Annotated in this window: 16 protein-coding genes; 7 read left to right on the top strand and 9 right to left on the bottom strand. The window is 67.3% G+C overall.

The features are described 5' to 3' along the window. Nucleotides 1–79 precede the first annotated feature (79 nt). Nucleotides 80–1,513, bottom strand: a complete 1,434-nt coding sequence (locus tag WJ12_RS24100) for an aldehyde dehydrogenase family protein (RefSeq protein ID WP_034185663.1) — start codon at nucleotides 1,511–1,513, stop codon at nucleotides 80–82. 29 nt (nucleotides 1,514–1,542) lie between these two features. Then, a complete protein-coding gene (locus WJ12_RS24095) occupies nucleotides 1,543–3,183 on the bottom strand; it encodes an acetolactate synthase large subunit (RefSeq protein WP_034185662.1) in 1,641 nt (546 codons plus the stop codon). Nucleotides 3,184–3,520: 337 nt separating this feature from the next. Here WJ12_RS24095 and WJ12_RS24090 point away from each other — a divergent pair, with 337 nt between their 5' ends. Next, nucleotides 3,521–3,859 (top strand): type II toxin-antitoxin system RelE/ParE family toxin, encoded by a 339-nt coding sequence (locus WJ12_RS24090; RefSeq protein ID WP_069245878.1) that lies wholly within the window; start codon nucleotides 3,521–3,523, stop codon nucleotides 3,857–3,859. Nucleotides 3,860–3,862: 3 nt separating this feature from the next. Further along, the gene (locus WJ12_RS24085; protein WP_069245877.1) at nucleotides 3,863–4,162 is read left to right on the top strand and encodes an addiction module antidote protein; all 300 of its coding nucleotides are present in this window, start codon (nucleotides 3,863–3,865) and stop codon (nucleotides 4,160–4,162) included. A gap of 83 nt (nucleotides 4,163–4,245) precedes the next feature. On the opposite strand, the gene WJ12_RS24080 is transcribed toward WJ12_RS24085, so the two are convergent. The 5 genes from WJ12_RS24080 to andAc form a co-directional block, all read right to left on the bottom strand. Continuing rightward, a complete protein-coding gene (locus WJ12_RS24080) occupies nucleotides 4,246–5,532 on the bottom strand; it encodes a DUF445 domain-containing protein (RefSeq protein WP_034185659.1) in 1,287 nt (428 codons plus the stop codon). A 109-nt stretch (nucleotides 5,533–5,641) separates the two neighbouring features. Continuing rightward, nucleotides 5,642–6,862 (bottom strand): anthranilate 1,2-dioxygenase system ferredoxin--NAD(+) reductase, encoded by a 1,221-nt coding sequence (gene andAa, locus WJ12_RS24075; protein ID WP_069245876.1) that lies wholly within the window; start codon nucleotides 6,860–6,862, stop codon nucleotides 5,642–5,644. Further along, on the bottom strand, nucleotides 6,852–7,178 hold the full coding sequence (gene andAb / locus WJ12_RS24070) for an anthranilate 1,2-dioxygenase ferredoxin subunit AndAb (protein WP_006479527.1): 327 nt from the start codon (nucleotides 7,176–7,178) through the stop codon (nucleotides 6,852–6,854). The genes andAa and andAb overlap by 11 nt, the downstream gene beginning before the upstream one ends. 17 nt (nucleotides 7,179–7,195) lie before the next feature. Further along, nucleotides 7,196–7,672, bottom strand: coding sequence for an anthranilate 1,2-dioxygenase small subunit AndAd (gene andAd, locus WJ12_RS24065; RefSeq protein WP_006490977.1), 477 nt, complete (start codon nucleotides 7,670–7,672; stop codon nucleotides 7,196–7,198). A gap of 14 nt (nucleotides 7,673–7,686) precedes the next feature. After that, nucleotides 7,687–8,958 (bottom strand): anthranilate 1,2-dioxygenase large subunit AndAc, encoded by a 1,272-nt coding sequence (andAc, locus tag WJ12_RS24060; protein ID WP_049029683.1) that lies wholly within the window; start codon nucleotides 8,956–8,958, stop codon nucleotides 7,687–7,689. A gap of 213 nt (nucleotides 8,959–9,171) precedes the next feature. On the opposite strand from andAc, the gene andR reads away from it, so the two are divergent. After that, complete coding sequence (andR, locus tag WJ12_RS24055) at nucleotides 9,172–10,131, top strand: anthranilate 1,2-dioxygenase regulatory protein AndR (RefSeq protein ID WP_034185657.1); 960 nt, start codon at nucleotides 9,172–9,174, stop codon at nucleotides 10,129–10,131. Nucleotides 10,132–10,260: 129 nt separating this feature from the next. Here the strand turns inward: andR and WJ12_RS24050 are convergent, their stop codons facing one another. Continuing rightward, on the bottom strand, nucleotides 10,261–11,154 hold the full coding sequence (locus WJ12_RS24050) for a LysR family transcriptional regulator (RefSeq protein WP_034185656.1): 894 nt from the start codon (nucleotides 11,152–11,154) through the stop codon (nucleotides 10,261–10,263). 91 nt (nucleotides 11,155–11,245) lie between these two features. On the opposite strand from WJ12_RS24050, the gene WJ12_RS24045 reads away from it, so the two are divergent. From WJ12_RS24045 to catC, 3 genes are read left to right on the top strand one after another with little or no spacing between them, the layout of a single operon-like run. Continuing rightward, complete coding sequence (locus WJ12_RS24045; protein ID WP_034185655.1) at nucleotides 11,246–12,379, top strand: muconate/chloromuconate family cycloisomerase; 1,134 nt, start codon at nucleotides 11,246–11,248, stop codon at nucleotides 12,377–12,379. Nucleotides 12,380–12,411: 32 nt separating this feature from the next. Next, nucleotides 12,412–13,314, top strand: coding sequence for a catechol 1,2-dioxygenase (gene catA / locus WJ12_RS24040; RefSeq protein ID WP_034185654.1), 903 nt, complete (start codon nucleotides 12,412–12,414; stop codon nucleotides 13,312–13,314). 43 nt (nucleotides 13,315–13,357) lie between these two features. Continuing rightward, nucleotides 13,358–13,648 carry a muconolactone Delta-isomerase gene (gene catC / locus WJ12_RS24035; RefSeq protein ID WP_034185653.1) on the top strand — a complete coding sequence of 97 codons (291 nt, stop codon included), beginning with the start codon at nucleotides 13,358–13,360 and terminating at the stop codon, nucleotides 13,646–13,648. A gap of 138 nt (nucleotides 13,649–13,786) precedes the next feature. Here catC and WJ12_RS24030 read toward each other — a convergent pair whose 3' ends face one another. Then, nucleotides 13,787–14,566: an NAD(P)H-dependent oxidoreductase gene (locus WJ12_RS24030; RefSeq protein ID WP_069246041.1), complete on the bottom strand. Its 780-nt coding sequence runs from the start codon at nucleotides 14,564–14,566 to the stop codon at nucleotides 13,787–13,789. Nucleotides 14,567–14,652: 86 nt separating this feature from the next. Here WJ12_RS24030 and WJ12_RS24025 point away from each other — a divergent pair, with 86 nt between their 5' ends. Continuing rightward, nucleotides 14,653–15,546, top strand: a complete 894-nt coding sequence (locus tag WJ12_RS24025; RefSeq protein WP_034185652.1) for a LysR family transcriptional regulator — start codon at nucleotides 14,653–14,655, stop codon at nucleotides 15,544–15,546. The last annotated feature ends 62 nt before the right edge of the window (nucleotides 15,547–15,608 follow it).

Raw genomic sequence — 15,608 nt, 5'->3', positions numbered from 1 at the left:
CGGCGCAATGAAAACGGCACGCAGGCCGGCCCGATCGCCTGCCTGCGTGCCGTTGCGGAGTGACGCCGCGGCCGGCGCGTTACCGGCGCCGCACGACCATCAGCCGCGGTTCGGTCATGTCCTCGATCGCGTAGCGGACCCCTTCGCGGCCGAGGCCCGAATCCTTCACGCCGCCGTACGGCATGTTGTCGACGCGGAACGACGGCACGTCGTTGATCACGACGCCGCCGACTTCCAGTTCATCCCACGCGCGCTGCGCATGCGTGAGCGAATCGGTGAACACGCCGGCCTGAAGCCCGAAGTCGCTGTCGTTCACGCGGGCGAGCGCATCGTCGAAGCGGTCGAACTTCTCGAGGATCGCGACCGGGCCGAATGCCTCCTTCCGGTACAGGTCCTGCTCGTGCCCGACGTTTTCCAGCAGCGTCGCCTCGAACATCGCGCCGTCGACCTTGCCGCCCGCGACGATCTTCGCGCCCGCCGCGACGGCCGCGTCCATCCAGCCCGACAGCCGGCGCGACTCCGATTCGGAGATCATCGGGCCGACGAACGTCGACGGATCCTTCGGGTCGCCCATCTTCAGCGAACGCGTCTTCGCGATCAGCTTCTCGCGCAGCGCGTCGTAAAGATCGGCATGCACGAGGATCCGCTGCACGCCGATGCAGCTCTGGCCCGACTGGTAGTACGCGCCGAACGCGAGACGCTCGACCACGTAGTCGAGCCGGTCGCGCTGATCCGCATCGACGATCGCGGCCGCGTTGCCGCCGAGTTCGAGCACGACTTTCTTCTTGCCCGCCTTCTCCTTCAGCGCCCAGCCGACGGCCGGCGAACCCGTGAACGACAGCAGCTTGAAACGCTCGTCGGTCGTAAACAGGTCGGCGCCGTCGCGATGCGCGGGCAGCACCGAGAACGCGCCCTTCGGCAGGTCGGTTTCCGCGAGCACCTCGCCGATGATCAACGCGCCGATCGGCGTGCGGCTCGCGGGCTTCAGCACGAACGGGCAGCCGGCCGCGAGCGCGGGCGCGACCTTGTGCGCGGCAAGGTTCAGCGGGAAGTTGAACGGCGAGATGAACGAACACGGGCCGATCGGCACGCGCTTCACGTACCCCGTATAACCCTGCGCACGCGCGGAAATTTCGAGGTTGACGATCTCGCCGTCGATCCGCACCGATTCCTCCGCGGCGACGCGGAACGTGTCGATCAGCCGCGTCACTTCGCCCTTCGAATCGTTGATCGGCTTGCCGGCCTCGATGCACAACGCCTCGGCCAGCTCGTCGAAGCGCTCGCGAAAGCGCGCGACGCAATGGTCGAGCACGGCCTGCCGCCTGAAGGCCGGCATCTCGCGCATCGGCTTCGCCGCGGCGACCGCCGCGCCGATCGCCGCATCGATCGCCTTCGCATCGGCCAGCGCGACGCGCGTCGCGACCTTGCCGCTGAACTTGTCCGTGACCTCCAGATCGGTGTTCGCGTAGACGGCTTCGTTGGCGAGGTAGTACGGATAGGTTTCCTTCAACATGGAACGTCTCCTTCCGGTGAACGGGGAATTCAGAGCTGGGCCGACAGGCGCTTGATCTCGCGGTTCAGCACGCGCTCGTTGTCCGAGTAATCGATCGGCACGTCGATCACGTGCACGCCCGGCGACGAGAAGCACTCGCGCAGCAGCGGCTCGAGATCGTCGGCCGATTCGACACGATGCCCGTGCGCGCCGTAGCTTTGCGCATACGACACGAAATCGGGGTTCTGCAGCGTCATCGCGTAATCGGGGAAATTCATGTTCTCCTGCTTCCAGCGAATCATCCCGAACGCGTCGTCGCGCAGGATCATCACGACGAGGTCGAGCTTCAGCCGCACGGCCGTCTCGAGCTCCTGCGAATTCATCATGAAGCCGCCGTCGCCGCACACGGCGATCACCTTGCGCTGCGGATGCACGATCTTCGTGGCGATCGCCGACGGCAGGCCGGCGCCCATCGACGCGAGCGCGTTGTCGAGCAGCAGCGAATTCGGCTCGTGCGCACGCCAGTAGCGCGCGAACCAGATCTTGTACATCCCGTTGTCGAGACAGACGATGCCGTCGACCGGCAGCGCGTTGTACAGGTCGTTGACGATCCGCACCGGGTACATCGGGAAGCGCGGATCGTGCTGGCCCTTCTCCAGATGGGCGTCGAAATGCTCCTTGATCATCGCGAAGCGCGCGAAATCCCAGTGCGGCTGCGGCGACATGGCCTCTTTCATTTGCCACACGGCATTCGCGATGTCGCCGACCACTTCGATCTGCGGGAAATAGACGGGATCGACCTGCGCGCCGAGGAAGTTCACGTGGATCACCGTCTTGTCGTCGGTGCGCATGAAGAACGGCGGCTTCTCGATCACGTCGTGGCCGACGTTGATGATGCAGTCCGCATGCTCGATCGCGCGATGCACGAAATCGCCGTCGGACAGCGTCGCATTGCCGAGCCACAGCGGATGGGTCTCGTCGATCACGCCCTTGCCCATCTGCGTGGTGAAGAACGGGATGCCCGTCTTGTCGACGAATTCGAGCAGCATCTTGCAGGTGGTCTTGCGGTTGCCGCCCGCGCCGATCATCAGCAGCGGATGGCGGGCGGCCTGGATCGCGTCGACCGCACGCGCGACCGCTTTCTCCTCGGCCACCGGCCGCCGGCTGTAGCTGCGCGGGATCGGCTTTCCGTCGCCCTCCTCGTGCGCGATGTCTTCCGGCAATTCGAGGTGCGCCGCGCCCGGGCGCTCCTCCTCCGCGCGGCGGAACGCCTCGCGCACGGCCGACGGGATATTGCCGATCGACACGATCTGCCGCGTGAATTTCGTGAGCGGCTGCATCATGTCCACCACGTCGACGATCTGGAAGTGGCCCTGCTTGCTCGACTTGATCGGCTTCTGCCCGGTGATCATCAGCATCGGCATGCCGCCGAGCTGCGCATACGCGGCGGCCGTGACGAAGTTCGTCGCACCCGGCCCGAGCGTCGCGAGACACACGCCGGTGCGGCCCGTCAGGCGGCCGTAGGTGGCGGCCATAAACCCGGCCGCCTGCTCGTGCCGGGTCAGCACGAGCTTGATCTTCGATCGCCGCAGCGATTCGAGCAGATCGAGGTTTTCTTCGCCGGGAATACCGAACACGTACTCGACGCCTTCGGCTTCCAGCGCCTTCACGAACAGATCCGATGCTTTCATGGGGGACTCTCGGTTATGCCGCCTGCCCGGCCTACGGGCGCGCGGCGTACATGACGCGCGCCGGCCTACGGCACGCGGACGCTCTACCTACTGGACACAGACCACGGCACTTCCCGCCGCGCGACGGACGATGCGCGGCGGCGCCCCCGGATGTCGGAGGACGAACGGACCCACCCGTGCGCGACGAGCATGCACGAGCGGCAAGGATGTGTTTGATTGTAGACGGATTCGAAAGATTTCGACTTCGGCCGAACGGCCAATCGGCACCCAAGCGAGGCGGACGGCCCTACCGCAGCAGCCGCGAAACGACTTGCCACCCCCCTTTTTTCTGTGAACCATGGTTTACATACTGCCATCGGCGCCCTACCGTGCACCTACGTTCAGTGCCCGAACCAGCGACGTCTTCGACACCTGGTTTGCCGGCCGGCAGGATCGCGTCGCGAAGCGCCGCATCCAGGCTCGCATCGACCGCCTGTCGATGGGCAACCCCGGCGACCGGAAGTCCGCCGGCTCGCCGGTCGTCGAAATGCGGATCGATCATGGCCCCGGCTATCGCATCTACTCCGTCCGGCGCGGACCGATCCGGGTCATCCTGCGCTGCGGCGGCGATCAATCGACGCAACAGGCCGACATACGCGCCGCGCACGCGATGCTCGCGCGCCTCGACATGGAATGATCGATGGACAAGATCCGCACCCGACCGTGGAATTCGGCCGAACCCCTGAAAACCGAAGACGACATGGCCGACTACTTCGAGGCCTGCCTGCAGGAGGCCGGCGACGATCCGGCCTTCATCGCGCACGCGCTCGGCGTGATCGCACGCGCACGCGACATGTCGCAGGTCGCGCGCGATGCGGGCCTGTCGCGCGAAGGGTTGTACAAGGCGCTGTCGCACGACGGCAATCCGAGCTTCGGCACGATCCTGAAAGTCATCAAGGCGCTCGGCCTGCAGCTGCACGGCGCGAAAGCGCACGCATGACAAAAAAAGCGCGTGCCCGGCATCGCGCCCGTTGTGCGGTGCTCGTGGCCGCGCCGGCGCCGCCGTTCGACGGCATGGGCGCGTCAAGGCAGCCACCCCGCCGCCCAGCGCGGCACCAGCGACACCAGATACAGCCCGAGCCCGATCAGCCCGCCGACCAGCGTGCCGTTGATGCGGATGTACTGCAGATCCTTGCCGATGTTCAATTCGATCTGCCGCGACATCTCGCGTGCATCCCAGTTGCGCACCGTATCGCGAATGTGGCGCATCAGGAAATCGGCGAAATCCGGCGCCATCTCGTGCACGGCCTTCTCGACATGCTCGTTCAGCGACGCGCGCAGCGCCGGGCTCTCCGACAGCCGCGCGCCGAGCCAGCCGCCCAGCGTCGCGGCCTGCCGGTGCAGCGCCGAATCGGCGCGGGCAAGATCGGCCTTCAGCCACGCGCGCAACTGGTCCCACAAGTCGCGCGCATACTCGTTGAATGCATCGCCGTCGCGGATATAGCGCTTGATCTCCTCGCCCTTCGCGACGAACGCCGGATCGTGCTTCAGCCGCTCGGTCAGTCGCGCGACCGTCCGGTCGAAGCGCTGCCGCAGCTCGTGCTCGGGGTCGGCCGCCACGCCTTCGAGCACGCGGCTCACCGCGCTCGCGAGCATCCGCGCGCCGTTCTCGCCGAACCATTGCGTCGGCATGATCTTCTCGACCTTCGGGTATTGCGTCTTCAGCCATTCGACGATGAAGCCCGCGATCACCTCGCGGTTCTCCTCCTTGTCGAGCACGTCCACCACCTGTTCGATCGCGTCGTCGAGCAGCGCCTGGTGGCGGCCGTCCTTCGTCAGCGTATCGAGGATCGCGCCGGCCGACTGCGACAGGTCGACCCGGTCGAGCACCGCGCGGAACGCGTCGTGCACGAACGTCTGGATCCGCGCGTCATCGGTCATGTCGAGCGCGAAACTCATCAGCCTCGTCACGTAGCCGCCGAGCGCATCGGTGTTCGCCGGCTCGCCGAGCCACGCACCGAGTTTCCGCGCGGGATCGTGCTGGCGGATCTGCGCGGCGAGCGCGTCGGGGCCGAGGAACTTCTCGCGCACGAACACCGCGAGGTTGTCGGCGATCTTGTCCTTGTTCTTCGGAATGATCTCGGTATGGCGCGACACGAACGGAATCGGCACGCGGCGGAACAGCGCGACGACCGCGAACCAGTCGGCGAGCGCGCCGACCATCGCGGCTTCGGCCACGGCCTTGAAGCCGTCGACCCACGGGCCGCGCGGCAGCAGGATCGTCGTGACGAACACCGCGACGGCGGCCAGCAGCAGCCACAGCGCGCGGCGCTTGCTGCGTTTCAGTTCGAGGGCTTTGTCTGGCGTCATGGCGGACCGGCGGATCGGCGATGCCGCTAATATCCCCGATTTCGCCGCAACCGACAAACGCGCGGGCCGCGCAGGCGCATGCGGTGCACGCACACCGCGCGCGCCGCCGTTACAGGAATGTCTTCAGGTTCACCGCCGGATCGGCCAGCTTCGCCGGGTCGGGCACCGCCCCTGCCGCGATCAGCCGGCGCGATGCGCCGATGTCGCGCCCGAGGTTCGCCGCGGCCACCGCGACGATCCTGCCGTCGTCGCCAAGCCCGAACACCGTGAACGGCCCGCTCGCCGGATCGCCGCGCACGACGATCGTGCGTTCGCCGCCGAACAGCCCGAGCATCTGCAGGTTGCAGTCGTACTGATCGGACCACAGCCACGGCAGCTCGCCATAGGTTTCGTCGGCGCCGAGCAGGTTCGCCGCCGCGACGGCCGGCTGGTTTTCGGCCACCTGCCACGACTCGATCCGCACGTGGCGCCCCAGCAGCGGATTGAAGTGCATCGTCACCTCGCCCGCCGCGAAGATCGCCGGATCGGCCGTACGGCAGCCCGCGTCGACGCGTATCCCGTTGTCGACGTCGAGCCCGGCCGCCTGCGCAAGCTCGACGTTCGGTACCACGCCGATGCCGACCACGACGATATCGGCCGGCACGTCGCCGCGATCGGTCTCGACGATCGCGCCGCCGCCCGGCGCGCGGCGGATCGCACGCGGCAGCGTCGCCATCCGGAACGCCACGCCACGCGTGTCGTGCAACCGACGCGCATACGCACCGACCACCTCCGGCAGCGCGCGCTGCAGCAAGCGCGGCGCCGGATCGATCACCGTCACGTCGCAGCCGAGCTGGCGTGCCGCCGCCGCGACCTCGAGGCCGATGAAACCGCCGCCGAGCACCGCCACGCGGCGGCCCGGTGCCAGTCGCGCACGCAACGCACGCGCATCGTCGACCGTGCGGACGTAGTGCGGCACGACGCCTTCGTCGACCGCCCCGCCGAACGTGCGCACGCGCGACCCCGTCGCGAGCACGAGCCGCGCGTACGGCAGCGTCGTGCCGTCGTCGAGCCGTACGCGCCGCGCATCACGCTCGATCGCGTCGACGCGCGTGCCGAGCCGCAGCTCGATGCGCTGCGCGTCGTACCACGCCGCGTCGCGCACGAACGCACGCTGCTCGCCGCCGTCCGTCAGCAGCGCATCCTTCGACAGCGCCGGCCGGTCGTACGGCAGCGCGCGCTCCGCGCCGATCATCACGATGCGCGCCGCCGCATCGCGTTCGCGCAGCGCTTCGGCCGTGCGCCGCGCCGCATGGCCGGCGCCGACGATCACGAACGGATCAGCCGACATTGACTTCCACCTGCCCGTCGACGATCCGGATCGGATAGGTCCGTACCGGCTCGGTGATCGGCGCGCATTTCGGCGCACCGGTGCGGATGTCGATCAGCCCCTGGTGCAGCGGGCACTCGACGCAGCCGTCCTCCACGTAACCCTCGGACAGCCGCGCATGGCCGTGCGTGCAGAGGTCGTGCATCGCGAACAGTTCGTCGCCGATCCGGAACACGGCGATCGGCTTCTGGCCGGCGACGCGCGCCGCCGGTTCGTCTTCGGAGAATTCGTCGAAAGCGCCGAGCGGATGCCACTCGGCCAGCGTTGCTTCGGTCATGTCGTTTCCTTGCTTCGTCAGATCGGCGTCGCGAGCAGCGTCTGCACGCGCGACGTGTCGTAGATCACTCGCTTGGTCTTGTAGCGCAGCCCGTCGGGCGTGCGCACGACCGTGTCGTAGTACTTGCCGGCCTGGTACACGTTCGACTCGCCGTTGCTGCGCGTCTGCACGACGACGTAGTTGCTCTCGGTGTCGATCTCGCCGTCGCGTTCCGCGACGATCGTCAGGCCCGACGTCATGTGCCGGTACGTGTGCTCCTCGTAGATGTTCGCGTGCCGCAGCGACACCACGCGATCGCGCAGCATCCGCTGGTTCGTGCAGTGGACGATCCCGACCGGCAGCCCGAGATCGGCGTTCTCCTTCGGCACGATCTCGTACGTGCAGTCCTCGGTGAACATCTCCGGCCAGTGTTCGAGCCGGTCGTTGTCGAGGTGCCCGATATAGCGGTTCTGGAGCATGTAAATCTCGAACCAGGTCTTCATGTCTTCCGTCATTTTTCGCTCCCGCCTCAATAGCCCATCAGCTTCTGGTAGCCGACCCAGAACTTGCGGATCAGGCTTTCGGTGATCACCGTGTCCTGCTGGTCCGGATTGCCGCGCGACATCTCGATCACCGACGTCGCATCGGCATCGCGTATCGTGCCGCGCTGCACGAGTTCGGTCGCTTCGGTGTCTTCCATCGAGATGTAGCCGGCCGGCCCGACGAGGTTCGCCTGCTTGATGCGCAATGCGCGCAGCTCGGGCGTGTCGTCCGCGTACCCGAAGAAGTGGAAGATCAGCTCGAAGTTGTCGGGACCCTTCGGCAGGATCTGCCGCGCGACCAGCGTGTTGTGGATCTGCTGGATCACGAGCTGCGGGAAGATCGGCTGGATATGGTTGGTGCAGTCCTCGTCGTATTCCGACACGAGATCGAGAATCGATTCGTCCTCGAGATGGAATCCCTCGTCGAACGACCGGATGTTCTGCTGCTTGTACGCGGCCGACGTGTCGTCGTTCGTCTTCGTCACGGTGATGATGCTGTGCAGCCCGTGGTTCGCGTCCGGAATCGAACGCGCCTTCATCCCGACGCGGAAGATGTTGAAGGTCGTATGGAACAGGTGCAGCATGCTCGCGTGATACGGGTCCTTCACGTTCTCCATGTACAGCTTCCAGTTCGACTTCGAATACTGGCGCGTGCAGCCGAGATACTCGATCGGCTTGTGGAAGATCCGGTCGATCCACGGGCGCATCTGCTCGCCGAGATACTCGGGCAGCGGCGCGACTGCGTCGCTGAAGGTCGCGAACACGAGCCCGCGATAGCTGTCGACGCGCAGCTTGCGCAGCCCGTGCTGCTTCGGGTCGAAGTCGGCCGGCATCCCGGTCATCCCCTTCTGGCCGCGCCGGAACGGCACGCCGAGCAGGTTGCCCTGGCTGTCGAAGCTCCACTGGTGATACACGCACGTGTGCGAACTCGCGTTGCCGCGCGACTTGCGGCACACCTGCGCGCCGCGATGCGCGCAGCGGTTCACCCACGCCGAGAGCGTGCCGTCCTCGGCGCGCGTGACGACCACCGGCGTGTCGCCGACGAACGTGCTCTTGAAGTCGCCGGCCTTCGGGATTTCCGCTTCGAGGGCGACGAAGTTCCATGTCGGCCCGCGGAAGATGCGCTCCTGCTCGCGATCGTAGACCGCACGCGAGCTGAACACCTTGTACGGCACGCGCGAGCCGTCGTCGTGCGGAAAGGTCACATCGGATGCGTCGCCGCGCTCGGCGAAAACGACGGGCGATTCTGTCTGCTCCATGTCGGACTCCTTGTCGATCGATTTCGTTGAATGCATGGAGCCGATTTTTGAAAAGCTAATATTCGTCGTCTATCCGGAAAGTGCGATTGCGGCGGCGCAATATCCACTTTCGGCGGATTTCTGCGCTAGCATGACGGCACACGCGACCCGGCGCACGATCGCGACCCATTCGTCGGATCGAAGCGCGCGTCGCCCATACCAAGGCTGAGGCCCATGTCCCCAACGTCGTTCGAGCCGTCCGCGCTGCGCGCGCACCGGCTGTTCGAATCCCGCGATCTCGACGAGACGCGCGAGCGCATCTCGCGCGTGATGCAGCCGCATGCACTGCTGCCGAACGGCCGCGTGCACGGCGCGTCGCACATGGATTTCGTCAAGCTGGGCGGGCTCGGGATCGGCACGATCGCATTCGGCGACGCGATGCGCGTGCAGGTCGACGCGGTCGACGGCTATTACCTGCTGATGTTCTGCCTGTCCGGCCAGGCCGAGGTGCGCGCGATGGGGCGGCAGCTCGGCGTCGACGGCCAGACCGGCGTGCTGTGCGCGCCCGGCGAGCGCTTCGACGCGGTGCTGTCGGCCGATTGCGAGCAGTTCGTGCTGCGCATCGACGCGGCGACCGTCGGCGCGCTGACCGGCGACCCGCGCGCGACGCTCGACCCCGTGCTGCACATCAGCGACGCCGCGCTTTCCGCGTGGCGCCAGCAACTGATGCTCGTCGCGCGATCGCCCGAACTGCTCGAGCGCGCGAACGCGAACCCGCGTGTCGCGTCGCAGCTCGAGCATTTGCTGATCGACCTGCTGATCGAAGGCCATCCGCCGTCGGTGCTGCGCGCGACGCACCGCGACCCCGCGCCGGGCTTCGTGCGGCGCGCGCAGGAGTTCGTGAACGCGCACTATGCGCAGCCGCTGCAGCTCGCCGATATCGTCCAGGCCGCCAACGTGCCCGAACGGACGCTGCGCGACGCTTTCCTGCAGTTCCGCGGCATGAGCCCGATGCAATACCTGCGCGCGACGCGGCTCGACCATGCGCGCGAGCTGCTGCGCGGCGCGGCGGCCGGCCGGCGGATCGCCGAAGTCGCGCTCGATTGCGGGTTTACGCACCTCGGACGCTTCGCGATCGCGTATCGGGAAAAGTTCGGCGAATCGCCGTCGGAGACGCTCGACGCGAAGCGGTAGCCGCGACCGCCAGGCTGGCCGGCCGGCTGTCGCGCGAGCCGCAACGGCATCGCGCCGCACCGCCCTCGCCCCATTCGGCGGCGTCCGCCCAAACAGACCGTTAGTTGCGATTCATCGCACCCACGGCGGTCATTGCGCCGCCGGCGCGATCATCTCCCGCGCAATCGCGCAGAACGCCGCCGTGGCCGCGCTTTCGCCGTGCAGCCGGCGACTCATGATGATCGGCGACGTCGCGGCCGGCTCCGGCAGCCGCCGGTAGACGACGCCCCGCACGCGCACGCCCTCCACACTCTCCGGCACCAGCGACACGCCGACCTGCGCGGCGACGAGCCCGAGCGCCGTCTGCAACTCGCGTACCTCGTGAACGGCCGCCGGCACGACCGCGCCGTCGCGCAGCGCGGACAGCTGCTGATCGGCGAAGCTCGGCCGCGGCGTGCTCGGGTAGACGATCATCGTCTCGTTCGCGATATCCGCGAGCGTCAGCGGCCGGGCCGGATCGGCGAGCGGATGCCCGACCGGCAGCGCCGCGATCAGCTTTTCCTCGATCAGCGCCTCGCGCACCAGCTGGTCGTCGTCGAAGCGCAGGCGGCCGAACCCGACGTCGATCCGCCCGCCCTTCAGCGCGCCGAGCTGTTCGAGCGTGAACATTTCGATCAGCGACAGCTCGACGTCCGGCTGCGCCTCGCGAAACGCGCGGATCACGTCCGGCAGCGCGCCGTACAGCGTCGACGGCACGAAGCCGATCACGATCCGCTCCGACAGCTGCGCAAGCCGCCGCGTCAGCGGGCCGAGCTCGTCGGCCTGGTCGACGAGGCGCTTCGCCTGCGCATAGAACACGCGCCCCGCATCGGTCAGCTTCAGCGGCCGCGCGCCGCGCTCGAACAGCGGCAACCCGATTTCGTCCTCGATCGCCTGGAGCTGGCGGCTCAGCGGCGGCTGCGTCATGTGCAGCCGCTCCGCCGCCCGCGTGATGTTCATTTCCTCGGCGACGGCGATGAAGTAGCGGAGCTGACGCAATTCCATTTCATGCCTCAAAGGTATGGAAGTAGTCGGAAAGAGTGTTGGACGACGCGGGGCGGGAATTCCTACCATGTGCACCAACAGGAGGAATCGCATGATAGCAACTGCCGCCACCATCGAACGCATCGACACGCTGCTCGTCGACGTGCCGACGATCCGGCCCCACAAACTGTCGGTCGCGACGATGAATTGCCAGACCCTCGTGCTGGTCCGGGTTCGATGCACGGACGGTATCGAAGGCGTCGGCGAGGCGACGACCATCGGCGGCCTCGCCTACGGCGAGGAGAGCCCCGAAAGCATCAAGGTCAACATCGACACCTACTTCGCGCCGCTGCTGCAGGGCATGGACGCGACACGCCCCGGCGCCGCGCTGGCGCGTGCGCGCAAGCTGTTCCAGGGCAACCGTTTCGCGAAGTGCGCGATCGAGACCGCGCTGTTCGACGCGCAGGCGCGGCGCCTCGGCGTGCCGCTGTCCGAGCTGTTCGGCGGCCGCCGGACCGATGCGGTCGATGTCGCCTGGACGCTCGCGAGCGGCGACACGCAGCGCGACATCGCGGAGGCCGAAGCGATGCTCGACGCACGCCGCCATCGTGCGTTCAAGCTGAAGATCGGCTCGAACGCGGTTGCCGACGACGTGGCGCACGTGGTCGCGATCAAGCGTGCGCTCGGCGAGCGCGGCGACGTGCGCGTCGACGTGAACCAGGCCTGGAGCGAAACCGATGCGATCTGGGCCGGCGCGCGGCTGGCCGAAGCCGGCGTGAGCCTCGTCGAGCAGCCGATCGCCGCGACCAACCGCGCGGGGCTCAAACGCCTCACGCAGCTCGCGCAGGTGCCGATCATGGCCGACGAGGCGCTGCACGGCCCGGTCGACGCGTTCGCACTCGCGCAGGACCGCGCGGCCGACGTGTTCGCGGTGAAGATCGCGCAGTCGGGCGGCCTGCAGGGCGCGGCGAGCGTCGCGTCGATCGCCGCGGCGGCCGGCATCGAGCTGTACGGCGGCACGATGCTCGAAGGCGCGGCCGGCACGATGGCGTCCGCGCAGCTGTTCAGCACGTTCGATTCGCTGAAATGGGGCACCGAACTGTTCGGCCCGCTGCTGCTCACCGAGGAAATCCTCGTCGAGCCGCTGCGCTACCAGGATTTCAAGCTGCATCTGCCGGCCGCGCCCGGCCTCGGCATCACCTTCGACTGGGCCCGCATCGAACGGATGCGACGCGACGCCCGCTGATCCCCACACGACAACCGAAACCGGAGACACAGATGAACAAGCAAGCCATCGACGCACTGCTGAAGACCTTCGACGACGCCGCCGAGAAACCCGGCAACCCGCGCGTGCGCGCGATCGTCAACCGGATCGTGAAGGACATCTGCTACACGATCGAGGACTTCGACGTGCAGCCGAGCGAGTTCTGGACCGCGCTGAACTACCTGAACGAAGCCGGCCGCGAATTCGGGCTGATTGCCGCGGGCCTCGGCCTCGAGCGCTTCCTCGACGTGCGGATGGACGAGGCCGAGGAAAAGGCCGGCATCCAGGGCGGCACGCCGCGCACGATCGAAGGGCCGCTGTATGTCGCCGGTGCGCCGGAATCGGTCGGCCACGCGCGTCTCGACGACGGCACCGATCCGGGCCAGACGCTGATCATGCGCGGCCGGGTACTCGGCGAGAACGGCGCGCCGCTCGCGAACGCGCTCGTCGAGGTGTGGCACGCGAACCATCTGGGCAACTACTCGTACTTCGATCAGTCGCAGCCCGCGTTCAACCTGCGCCGCTCGATCCGGACCGACGCCGACGGCCGCTACAGCTTCCGCAGCGTGCTGCCGGTCGGCTACAGCGTGCCGCCGGGCAGCAAGACCGAGCAGCTGCTCGACCAGCTCGGCCGCCACGGCCACCGTCCGGCGCACATTCACTTCTTCGTTTCGGCCGACGGTTATCGTAAGCTGACGACGCAGATCAACATCGACGGCGATCCGCATCTGTGGGACGACTTCGCGTTCGCGACGCGCGACGGGCTGATCCCGCCGGTCAAGCAGGCCGAAGGCGCGGAAGGCAAGCCGTATGGCGTCGACGGGCAGTTCGCGCTGATCGACTTCGATTTCTCGCTGCTCAAGGACAAGCAGCACGTGCCGGGCAGCGAAGTCGAGCGCGCACGCGCACAGGCCTGAGCGCGCACCGCGTTCGACGCATCGATCATTCAAGGAGTGCAGGATGCTGTTTCATGTGGAAATGACCGTTCGTCTGCCGGCGGACATGGATCCGGTCAAGGCGGCCACGCTGAAGGCGGAAGAAAAGGCGATGTGCCAGCGGCTGATGAACGAAGGCGTCTGGCGGCATCTGTGGCGGATCGCCGGGCAGTACGCGAACGTCAGCATCTTCGACGTCGAAAGCGTGCAGCAGCTGCATGACCTGCTGAGCCAGTTGCCGCTGTTCCCGTACATGGAGATGGACGTGCGGGCGCTGTGCCGGCACCCCTCGTCGATCCGGGACGACGATCGCTGAGCCACGATGAATCGCGGCCGTGACCCACGGCCGCGCGATGTACGACACGAGCGGCCGGTGAAGGCTCGCGGGCGCTCGTGTCGCTTTGCGTTTGGGAACGGTCGTCCGTGTCGCCGCGCACGCGGTGCGCGGCGGCCGTCATGCGGCCAGATGAACCGCGAATCCCGCCTGCCCCGGCGCGATGTCGTCCTTCAGCGTCAGCGCCGGAATCGCGTATTCCCCCGCGTTCTGCCGACGGAACGGAATCGGCGGCGTGGTCCACAGATCGTCGAGACGCCGGCCGAGCGCCGCGCGCGTTTCGTCGAAGCGCGCGTCGTTCATCTTCCCCGTCCGGTAGATCACGAACGGCGGCAGCACGTCGAACCCCGGGTAATACAGCACACCGTGATGGATCGGGAACAGCACGTCGTCGATCGGCCCGTTGATGCCGCGCGGGCTGTAGTGCGACTCCCACCCGCCCGTCGTGACGACCACCATCGCCCGCTTGCCGGTCATCCTGCCTTCGCCGTAGCGATCGCCCCAGTGCGTATCGGAATGCTCGCCAACCCCGTACGCAAAGCCGTATGCATACACGCGCTCGAACCAGCCCTTCATGATCGCCGGCATCGAGAACCACCACAGCGGAAACTGCAGGATCACCGCGTCGGCCCACTTCAGCTTCTCCTGCTCGCGCGCGATGTCGTCGCTTTGCGTGCCCGCCGCGAACGCGCGCTTCGAATCGAGCGACGGATCGAAACGCGCGCCGGGCGCATGGTCGGTCACGTCGTTCGCATCGAATATCGCCTTCCAGTTCATCGCGTACAGGTCGCTCACCTGCACCGCGTGGCCGGCCGCCTCGAGATGCCCGACGGCAAAGTCGCGCAACGCGCCGTTCAGAGACCGCGGTTCGGGATGGGCATACACGATCAGCACATTCATGTTCGTCACTCCGTCGATTGAATGACTGCAGGATGCGCCTGCCGAAGGTATATTTGAAATGAATTCCTGATATTCCAGGTATAGCCATGGACAATCTCAGACGGCTCGATCTGAACCTGCTCGTCACGCTGGACGTGCTGCTGGCCGAGCACAACGTCACGCGCGCGGCCGGGAAGCTGAACATGTCGCAGCCGTCGGTCAGCGTGCAGCTGCAGAAGCTGCGCGACCTGTTCGGCGATCCGCTGCTGCTGCCGGGGCCGCGCGGGATGCGGCCGACCGCACGTGCGGAAGCGCTGCGCGAGCCGTTGCGCGATGCGCTCGAAGCGATCGAGCGCGCGGTGGTGCCGGCCACGCCGTTCGATCCCGCGACCGCGACGAACACGTGGCGCGTGGCCGCGACCGACTACGGCGAATCGACGATCGTGCTGCCCGCGCTGAATACGCTGCGCTCGGCCGCGCCCGGTACGCGGCTCGCCGTGGTCGAACTCGTACCGCCGCGCATCGAGCAGGATACCGAACGAAACGGCATCGACCTCGTGTTCCATACGAGCGACGGGTCGCCGGCCGGCATGCGGCGCCTGCCGCTGTTCGTCGAACGCTACGTGCTCATCGGCCGCGCCGGGCATCCGAAGCTGAAGCGGCGCCCGACGCTCGCGCAGTTCGGCACGCTCGAACACGTGATCGTGTCGCCCGACGGCGGCGGCTTCTTCGGCGTGACGGACGAAGTGCTCGCGAGGGTCGGCGCCACGCGGCGCGTCGTGCTGTCGGTGCCGCACTTCCTGTTCGTGATGTCGGCCGTCGCGAGCACCGATCTCGTCGCGATGCTGCCCGAGCGGCTGGTGCGCGACGTGCCCGCGTTGCGCGTGGTGGACGCACCGGTCGAGGTGCCCGGCTATGAAATGTCGATGCTGTGGCATGAACGCGTGCATCGCGACCCGGCGCATCGGTGGCTGCGGGAGACGATCGCGGCGGCGGTCTGAACCGGCCCGGTTGCCGGACGACTGCCGCCCGCTGTCATCGGGGGCTTGAAAGTGCGCCGATC

It is taken from the genome of Burkholderia seminalis (assembly GCF_001718535.1).
GTDB lineage: Bacteria > Pseudomonadota > Gammaproteobacteria > Burkholderiales > Burkholderiaceae > Burkholderia > Burkholderia seminalis.
Note: the sequence above shows the minus strand (reverse complement) of the source record. Positions and strands in the feature narration are given on the sequence as shown.